This is a genomic window from Pirellulales bacterium (assembly GCA_035656635.1).
GTDB lineage: Bacteria > Planctomycetota > Planctomycetia > Pirellulales > JADZDJ01 > DATJYL01.
Genome location: DASRSD010000173.1, coordinates 1 through 8524, shown reverse-complemented (window position 1 = coordinate 8524; position 8524 = coordinate 1). Strand labels below are relative to the sequence as shown.

The following is an 8524-nucleotide window of genomic DNA, read 5'->3' as shown; positions in this document are numbered from 1 at the left end:
GAAAATCTGCTGGGTCCCCAGCGGCATGCGGCAAAAAATCTGCCAGCCCAAGAAGTCCCAGCAGAAAATCGCCCGTTGAAGTACCGCGTGCTGGCTCGACGTCTCCGCGTCTCGGCGGTGAAAAAATCTTCTCCAAAAGCAACTCGCCGCAAAAATTTTTGCCCATTTTTAGGCCACTCGTTTGGTAAAATGCGAGCCGGCTGGTTCCTGGTGGTCTGGTGCCTGGTGTCTGGTCATTCAGCGACCCGACACTAGACGACCAGACACAAGGCCACCAGGCACTGGCAACTGATCACCGACCAACTCACCCCTAACCACTAATCTCCAGTCACTAGCCCCCAGCCACTAACCCCTAGCCCCTAATCGCCAACAATGCACGTCCGGGAACGCAAACTCGATTCGTTTTGTCGCAGTTGGGCTGATCGGCGCCAGCGAATTTGCCGCAGCGGTGGTAGCAGCCGCGAGACAAAACCGGGCCATTTTGGCGTGAAAATCAAAACCTTAGATAAAAGTGCCATCACGGTTCTTAGCAGCAAAATCTCGATGAAAACGCCCCTTCGGCCTGCCAGCCCGACTTGCCTTGAGCCGGCTGGGGTTTTTGCGTACCATTCTTGCCCCGTGCGCCTGCCTTCGCCGCGGAACGCAGGTTGCAGGCAAGTTCAATATGATTGCCACGTGTTCGCTTTTCTGGGCGGCTGTTCATTGGCGGCCGACGATGTGATGGCCGACGCACTGCGCATGGAATACGAAACCGCCCGTTGCACTCGTCGCTGCGTGACTACTGGCCGGGAGCTGCGGCCCGGCGAGGTATTTTATTCCGTGTTATTGGCGGAAGGTTCCAAGCTGGTGCGGCAAGACTATTCGGCCGAAGCCTGGCAGGGAGCGCCCGAGAAGGCCGTGGGTTGGTGGAAAGCGGAAATGCCGGCCCGGGAAGGTGTGCGCATGCATTGGGCGCCCAATGACGTGATGCTCGATTTATTAGAACAGTTGGCCGACGATTCAGCCCGGGCCGACATGCGTTATGTGCTCGGGCTGCTTTTGGTCCGGCGCAGAGTTTGCCGGCTGGAAAATACCAAGCGTGATGAAGGGGGCCACGAAACGCTGGTGTTATTTTGCCCCCGCCGGGAACAGGAATACCGAGTCAGCGTGATTCCGCCGGATGAAACGCGCAGCAAAGAAATTCAGGAGGAGCTGGCCGGCTTGTTGTTCGCGAAGTAAAGCCGGGCCGAATGACAGAATCGGGCAAGGGACGAGGGAACGAAATGTACCACGACTGTGAAATTTGCAAGGGAAATTAAATCGGATATGACGGGCGAAATCCAACCAGTGATTCGGACCGACGGGCGCAGCCATTGTCGTCGCCTGGCGGCTGCGCTTTCGCTACTGATGCTGGTATTTGCCGCCAGCGGCGCCAACTGTAGCACGTGGGTTCGCGGTTACACGCAGCCGCGGATACTGCCGGCGACGGCCACGCTGGATCAAATTGTTAACGTCGTGAACGAGAACTCCAATCGGGTGCAATCGCTGCAATCGACACAGGCGAGTTTGAGCTTGCCGGGGGCGCCCACCCTCAAGGCTACGGTGGCGCTTGCTCCCCCGCGCCGGTTGCGGCTGCGAGCCTCGTCGTTTACCAGTCCGGAGCTGGATTTGGGAAGCAACGATGAAATGTTTTGGCTGTGGATCAGCCGGAGCCAGCCCCCCGCCACGTACATGTGCCGGCATGATCAGTTCGCGATGTCAAACGCTCAACAGATTATGCCCGTGGAACCGGAATGGCTGATCGATGCGGCCGGATTGGCGCGATTCGACACCACGCAACCGCTGGAGGGGCCGTTTCCCGAACACGGCGACCGAGTGGAAATTCGCAGCCACAAGTTGACCACAGCGGGAGAAGTGACGCAGATTACCGTTGTCGATCAATGGGAAGGGACGGTCGTGGAACAGGACGTGTACAATTCGCAAGGACAATTGCTGGCAGTGGCGAGGGCCAACCACTTTCAGCGCGACGCAGGAAGCGGGGCGAACTTACCCAGATCGATCGACGTGCAATGGCCGACCACGCAGTTGTCGTTCCATTTGGATGTTTCTGGTTGGGTCGTGAATGGCATCCCGCCGGATAATTTAACTTGGTTCACGAAGCCGGAATATCCGGGTTATCCGAACATTGACTTAGCCGACCCGCATTTGCAATTTGCCGTACCGGGGGGGACGGCGCCAATGGTTCCAGCAATGGCTCCTGCGGCGCGAGTTTACCCGTCGGCAGTGACTGTACCACCACATTGAACGCGGGAGAAGTTAACTTGTGGCGCGAGTGGCGTCGACGACGTTGCCTAAATCGACCATGACACGATCCAAGCGATCCTTGCCCATGCGTTGCAGCAGTTGCCCCTGTGCTTCTTTCCAGTACGGCAGGGCACTAAGCAGTGCTTGTTGGCCGGCCCTGGTAATTTCGACCGACTTGCCGCCTCGCCCACTTTTACCACTCACTTGCAGCAACCCCTGCGTAACCAGCGGATGGATGTTGCGAGTGATGGTGGAACGATCCATCACCAGTTCGCGGGCAAGCCGGGCCAGTCCGCACGGACCGAGTACTTGAGCGGCCACCAGAATCGTAAGTTGAGTAGAGCGCAGCCCGATGGGGGCCAGGATTTGATCAAACAACTGAGTAACGCTACGGGAAGCCTTGCGAAAATTAAAACAGGCGCACGTGCCGATGATTTCAATACATTTGTCTCGATCGATGTCAGACGATTCGGCAGAATGCGAGCGTTTGGGGGCCATGGGCTCAATTTAATTGAGGCGCTGCACGATTACAATACCAGTCACTCGAAAGGTGGAGACATGCAGATGGCCAGCAGACACAGTCGATCGAGCTTTACTTTTGCGGGTTGTCGCGGGGTACAATCGTGCCGTTGTGGAGTTCGTCTTGCCAGCGTCGCAGAGGTTGGGCCCGAGTGGCGGCCGGCGAATCGGGCCGGTAATTAAACGTTTTATTCGTAATCTCCTGTAGATTGGCGAAGGCGAGTACACGGCAATCGAGATTATCGTGATCGAGAAAATCGACCAGCTTGGCGGCCTCGCCATTTTGTAATTGTTCTTTCGTATAGCCTAAAAACATTCGGAAAAGTTGCGTACCTAAGTCTTCACCGCGCTGTTTTACAAAGGCTTCGTGCACTTTGGCCGCAGTGGATTGTCCACGTGCCAATGCAGCTTTGACGCTGGCAATTTCCACTGGCCACATGGCGCGCTGATCGGGATCGCTGAAAGTGGACACGAGCGGCTCAAATTCATCGAGCATCGCCAGGCACTGTGCTCCCATTGCCTTATATTCCTGCTTGCGGTGATTGACCATTTCATCCAGCGCGACTAACAGCGGTTTGTCGTCTTTTAGCGACTGTGCAAGATACTCCGACGCTTGGAAATCGAATGATCGGAGTTGTTCAACGTCGATCCATTTGGGGATATTTAATGCTGTTGTCAGAGTTGCTGCCTGAACCGGAACAGCTGATAATTCCCATCTCTGTGGCGCAGTCAACTTGGTCACAGTGCCATCAGCAGCCGTCCATTCCAAATGGCCACGGGCAGCATATAAATCAGCTGCTGTGAGTGCGGTTTCCACTTCAGGGTTTGCGCCTGGGGGGTAGGAGTGGTGTACTTCAACTCCCAGGGTGGCGTCGCCGTCGACGAAAGTAACCACGCCTTTTACTCCGCCAACATCCAATCGAATCTGCGATCCAGCTTTGCCGGTGGTTATTGCCGCTAACCGGCCGAAAATCAATTTGACACTGGTCATATCTTGAGCATTGGAGGATTCCAACTGTACCAAAGTTTCATCGGGGATTTGGAGTGTGATGCCCGCAGACAACGTGATGGTTGGCCGATAAGTGGGCAGCACTAGTAGTTTCTCACCAGAGGTGACGGCTGCTCCGGACGCAACGCGAGTCCAAAGATTTGAAGTATTGTCGAATTTCAATAAAACGACATCTTTGCTGGGCAACAGCCGGCCAAGAGGCGTGTTGTCGATACCAGGCACATCAGCAGTGGCGGGTGATTGCGGTTCAATAGTTGACTTGATCGCTGGACGGGTGTCTGTGGTGTGGGTAGCTTCAGAGGATGCAGGAGGGATCGGCGCATTGTGACTCGTCGGCTGAGGAATTGGGGGTGGACCAAGATTAGGATCAGTGGACTTCGGTGGAGATGATTCAGGTGCAATAGGATTTACGACTGTAGCCGAAGACATCGGCGTTTCGGTTACCGATGTAACAGGAGCTGGCGAGTGTTCGGTCAAATCGCCCTGCTCAGCGCTACCGTCGGGGGGGGATTTAACGGTTTTGTTTGTGTTAGACAGATTCGACGTGTTTGTGTCATTTGTCTCACTGGCGATGGGGTGCAAAGGCGCGGAATTATTTTCTGAAGGCGCGCTGGAGGCACCTTTATCGATTTGATCGTGGGTTACCAAACCACCAGAGTGCGTCACCGAGGTGTTGTTGTCTGCCGACAAACCATGAACATCTCCATTGCTACTTTGCTTATCCACTTCGACAGCGTTGGTTAAGTTTTTTGGATCTTGGCCGAACCCAAACAATCGGACAAAAGGATGTTTGCGGTCCAACGGGCCAAGGGCCATCGTGATGGCTACTGCCAAGATTACCAAGAGCAAGGCTGCTGCCATGGTTGGCTTCCAATTAAACCGTTTAGGGCTTTCACGCAAATAAGCTGGTATTTCAAGCCTGCGACGCTTGGAGATTATCCAAATATCATCGGGGAGTGCCGCAGAGTGATCGTCCAATGTGACATTGGCTATCTCCGGCTGTGACAATCGTTGCCTGGCTTGCAGGGGCACATTATACATTTGCTGCTTCATTTCCAGATCCACCGCGGCAGGCTGAGCCAAGACCATCGTGAGGATTTGGTGACAGGCGGCTACTTCCGCCATAAACACGTCCGATTCCAGGCACGCTTTTTCGAACTCCGGTACGCGTTCGCCGGCTAAAGTATTATCCAGATACTCAGCCACTAAATTAGGATCCATGCTCATGGTTTTGGCGGAAACCTTGGGAGCAGCAAGCTCGGGATTGCGATTGCATTCACGCAATCGTTGCATTAACTGGCGGGCAAATTCACTTTCCTCAATTTTCTGGGCAATCTCATCTCGATCAGCAGGTTCTAGAATTCCGTCGAGATAAGCTAGCATGGTTCTTAAAGTCAAACGCATGGCCGAACTTCCTAAGTATTTGAGATCACCCTGATGTGGAATGAGCACCACAAGTTCCGTCGTTTCCAAAAGATGTTAGTGAGGATGAAACAGCGTAGGCGTACAAGAAAATCGGATTTTCTTGCAAAAATAAAAGGCTGGAAACGGGTAGATGCACCCGGCAATTGCCCTAAGAGCTGGCTCCATCATGGATTGGAGCAAAGATACCGCCCCAAATGTGATTCTGCCTGAGTTTTGCGATCAGGAACCATTCAACCAAGATTGGCTGCGGAGTTCGATTTGGCACAAATTTGGATGGCCAATCCGTGTTTGGTCTAATTTTAAAACACGCAAGGGCGAACTAAACGCTAGAAGGATCAGGACCGACAGCAATCCAATAAATAGCGACAGAATTATTGGATGAGGTAGCACCGGCGAGAGGGACAATACATTTTCGTTGTGATTTGCAACTACATAGACGCTAAACGCAGTAGCTCTTTGCCAACCATTTGGTGTAAGTCGCCATGTTGCAGGTAATGGCTTGGTTTTAGTGACATCTCCCGACGTTTCGATTTCACAGGCTAGTCCGATAGCAAATCCCAACATAAATAAAATGATGATGCTCCAGCGCATGTTTAGGAAACTCCCTGGAGAGGTTTTCGGCTTCTTGTACTTGTCGTGAAACCACGAGTTGAAGGGCGCACTTGAAGTCACTGCGTTCAATCCGAATTCAGAGGCGATGTTCCTATGAGGCTATGCAACCGTTACGCCAAGTAGGTAATGTGCATTTGAGCTTGGTACGCAACAGGTTGCTGTACCTAGATTTCCGTCATAATCGAGACTGCGAAAAACAGCAGAGTTCTTGCGGAACATCGCGATCCATGTTGACCGAAGTAACCCAATGTTGATTTCTTGCGACATGGAAACGACGAATATACTTACCGACTTTGCTGCTTTGGTTGAAACGGATGTCTAACCTTCGGCAGTGAGCAAACTGTTCCTGGGATCCGTGGCTCACTCGGGCAGTTCAATCATCGCACTGTTAATTCTTTCCCTGGCGTTGAAGTTTTGCTCGTTGTTATTTCCGGTAGTTAATTTAAAAAACCTCAATTGCTTCCGAGCAAAAGTATTGGGAATTAACCCCGGTGCGTGTAATATTAAAAGTACAGGTGACTGCGGCGCTTCTGTGAAGTTCCTTTTTCACACTAGCGCAGGAGGCAGTTGAAACCACTATTACGGTGCAGTAGCCGCTAAGTTTCAGTTCTATCACGCGTTACGCTGATGGAAGAGTACTGTTGTTATGTCAGCGATCAATCGCCTGCAAAGACAACAATTGGTGCGAGAGGCCGAGGGATATCTCGACTTAGCCCTTGTATTTGGCGAGCAATGGATTTTGCCACCAGCGGTGCGTAATCAATTGGCACACCGCGCTTTGTATGTAGTGGAACGTTTGGGTGAGTCGGCCGTGCAAAGCCCGCAAGTGCAATTGATCAAGGGGCAAGCGTATCGCATGCTAGAACAGTTTCAAGATGCCTTGGTGCCCCTAGCAGCAGCTGCTGAAGGCGATCCGCAAAACGTCGACACTTGGCTGGCGCTGGGTTGGTGCTACAAGCGTACCGGCCGGTTGGATTTAGCGATCGAATCACTGGAAGAAGCGCTCGATGTTGAGCCGGGTAGCGCGCTGGTGAATTACAATCTGGCTTGCTACTGGAGTTTGGCTCGTAACAAACGGCAATCACTGGCGTATTTATCGCAGGCTTTGTCGCTGGATGCCAGCTTCCGCAACCTCGTTGATGACGAGCGCGACTTCGACCCCATGCGCGCCGATCCAGATTTTCAAGCGCTGACGAGCATTACGGTGTGAGTAGGGAGCAGTCGTCGAGAACTGAATAAGTGTGCTATTAGGCTGCGTTCAACTAAGCGCATTTCAGAAACGATTTTTCAGTTATTTGGAGCAGTTCGTCGGCCAGTAGCCGGTAATCTTCGGCGCCATGAGAGCTCGGCGCATATTGAAAAATTGATTGCCCAAAACTTGGTGCTTCCGCCAACCGGATATTACGGCGGATGCGAGTTTGAAAAAGGCATCTGCCTGACCAGGGAAATTGCTTTTCGCGCTGGCTCTTGAAGAAGTTGATCAAGTTTTGGCTGACTTCACCAGCCAATCGGGTGGCTGATTCATATTGACAGAGGACAACTCCCGTGAGTTTTAACCGTCGATTTAGCCGGCATCCAGTATATAGGGCCCTTTCATAAGAGCGATTGATAGTCGATCGATGTTAATCTATCTTCCAGCCAGCGGTTTTCAGCAGCTAGAATTGGCGTTGGAAAAATGCCTGCAGGCCTTCCTGCATCGGAGCAAAGGACACGGGAACGCCATCGGGATGTACGATGAGGAGTTGATGGTCCAGATCGAATGCCAAACTCGCTTGACGGTCACCGTCGGAAAATACGATTAGGTATTGCCAGGTTCCTATGCTGTCATGAGGTGTTGCGTTCCAGTCATAATTGTCATTGTGAAGTAGCCAATGTCGCAAATCTGCAAAATGGTCCAAGCCAATGGCATTTTTCTGTAAGGCGACAATGTAGGAACGATTTTGGATGCGAATGGTTTCCAAATGGCCTGGTGGATTGTTCCTTGAGTCGTTTGCGGTGTTAGTGTTGGCAATGACAAGCTGTATGATTACAGCCTGAGGAGCATAGGCGATTAATTGCGTGACCTGCGACGAAAATGCCTGAATCACACGGTATGATTGCCGATAATTCAGCCAAATGGTGAAAGCCGCGACGGCGCCCGCAACAGCAATAATCAGTATAACAAAAAATGGAGCGGGACGTTTGATCATGGGGCTGAGCGGAAACCATTGGCGACGCGTCGAAGCGTTAGTATACTTGGGCTTTCTGTTTTGACACCTGAATCATCTTGCCATGCCTAACGAATTTGATCCGTATCGCGAAGCGCTGGTAATGGAACAGTCTACTATTTGGCCCGACGCATTTGAAGATTGGGAGCCTGCTGATCGGACTCGCGTGGAATCTGCGTTGCATGCCGACCCCAAGAATTGCGCCGATGTTTCATACATTCGGCAACACACGGGATTTTGCCGCACAATCACTGTGACAGAGGCTGATTTAGACCGGCTGGCAGCTCGATAGTTCAGCGGCGCAAAGCCGTGCCTAACTGCTCGATTATTCTAAGAGCGTCTAACAAAATGACCTAGGGCATATTGTTTGGGTGAATTACAGTAGTAGCAGCACAAGGAGGTGCTGTCATGGCGAAACCAATTTTGGATGATGCACTGTGGACGTTAATCGAGCCTGTATTACCGCCGC

General features: G+C 52.3%; 9 protein-coding genes. 4 read left to right on the top strand and 5 right to left on the bottom strand.

All coding sequences use genetic code 11. The features are described from left to right. The first annotated feature begins 675 nt into the window (after window positions 1-675). Complete coding sequence (locus VFE46_18045) at window positions 676-1218, top strand: hypothetical protein (protein HZZ29904.1); 543 nt, start codon at window positions 676-678, stop codon at window positions 1216-1218. Between the two features lie 57 nt (window positions 1219-1275). Continuing rightward, entirely contained in the window at window positions 1276-2283 is a 1008-nt protein-coding gene (locus VFE46_18040) for a hypothetical protein (GenBank protein ID HZZ29903.1), read from the top strand. Window positions 2284-2295: 12 nt separating this feature from the next. Here VFE46_18040 and VFE46_18035 read toward each other — a convergent pair whose 3' ends face one another. The 3 genes from VFE46_18035 to VFE46_18025 form a co-directional block, all read right to left on the bottom strand. Further along, entirely contained in the window at window positions 2296-2781 is a 486-nt protein-coding gene (locus VFE46_18035; protein ID HZZ29902.1) for a MarR family winged helix-turn-helix transcriptional regulator, read from the bottom strand. 94 nt (window positions 2782-2875) lie between these two features. Then, the gene (locus VFE46_18030; GenBank protein HZZ29901.1) at window positions 2876-5284 is read right to left on the bottom strand and encodes a hypothetical protein; all 2409 of its coding nucleotides are present in this window, start codon (window positions 5282-5284) and stop codon (window positions 2876-2878) included. Between the two features lie 171 nt (window positions 5285-5455). Further along, entirely contained in the window at window positions 5456-5827 is a 372-nt protein-coding gene (locus VFE46_18025; protein ID HZZ29900.1) for a hypothetical protein, read from the bottom strand. Between the two features lie 667 nt (window positions 5828-6494). Between VFE46_18025 and VFE46_18020 the strand changes: the two genes are divergently transcribed. Next, entirely contained in the window at window positions 6495-7058 is a 564-nt protein-coding gene (locus VFE46_18020) for a tetratricopeptide repeat protein (GenBank protein ID HZZ29899.1), read from the top strand. 52 nt (window positions 7059-7110) lie between these two features. Here the strand turns inward: VFE46_18020 and VFE46_18015 are convergent, their stop codons facing one another. Next, window positions 7111-7356: a hypothetical protein gene (locus VFE46_18015; GenBank protein HZZ29898.1), complete on the bottom strand. Its 246-nt coding sequence runs from the start codon at window positions 7354-7356 to the stop codon at window positions 7111-7113. A gap of 147 nt (window positions 7357-7503) precedes the next feature. Continuing rightward, on the bottom strand, window positions 7504-8037 hold the full coding sequence (locus VFE46_18010) for a hypothetical protein (protein HZZ29897.1): 534 nt from the start codon (window positions 8035-8037) through the stop codon (window positions 7504-7506). Between the two features lie 82 nt (window positions 8038-8119). Here VFE46_18010 and VFE46_18005 point away from each other — a divergent pair, with 82 nt between their 5' ends. Next, a complete protein-coding gene (locus VFE46_18005; GenBank protein HZZ29896.1) occupies window positions 8120-8347 on the top strand; it encodes a hypothetical protein in 228 nt (75 codons plus the stop codon). The last annotated feature ends 177 nt before the right edge of the window (window positions 8348-8524 follow it).

Coding starts and splice junctions, on each gene's coding strand:
- VFE46_18035 (HZZ29902.1), bottom strand. CDS start 2,781: ATGGCCCCCAAACGCTCGCATTCTGCCGAATCGTCTGACATCGATCGA.
- VFE46_18025 (HZZ29900.1), bottom strand. CDS start 5,827: ATGCGCTGGAGCATCATCATTTTATTTATGTTGGGATTTGCTATCGGA.
- VFE46_18020 (HZZ29899.1), top strand. CDS start 6,495: ATGTCAGCGATCAATCGCCTGCAAAGACAACAATTGGTGCGAGAGGCC.
- VFE46_18010 (HZZ29897.1), bottom strand. CDS start 8,037: ATGATCAAACGTCCCGCTCCATTTTTTGTTATACTGATTATTGCTGTT.
- VFE46_18005 (HZZ29896.1), top strand. CDS start 8,120: ATGCCTAACGAATTTGATCCGTATCGCGAAGCGCTGGTAATGGAACAG.